We start from the raw sequence: 317 nt of genomic DNA on the forward strand, positions 1-317 counted from the left end.
CGATTAAGCGGGAAACAAATGAAATATGGCGTAGAATATACAAAATCAGCTCTTTTTACAGGGCTTTGTTCTCTTCTTAATGCACTCGATTTATTAGAACGATATGACCCAGGAGAACTTAAACAAATGCTTCGCCAAATAATAGGAGAAGCATTTGTGTAGATACCTATGGCTTTAAGCACAGCACCCATGCTAGAAACCCTCAAATCTGACCATATTGCGGTCAAAATCACTGTGCGTAGACGTGAATAAGTTAATGTTTGAAACACAACCTACCCGCTGTGCTTTAAGCACAGTACCCATGCTAGAAACCATCA

Origin of the sequence: Paenalicyclobacillus cellulosilyticus (assembly GCF_014647315.1) — a bacterium.
Lineage (GTDB): Bacteria > Bacillota > Bacilli > Alicyclobacillales > Alicyclobacillaceae > Alicyclobacillus_J > Alicyclobacillus_J cellulosilyticus.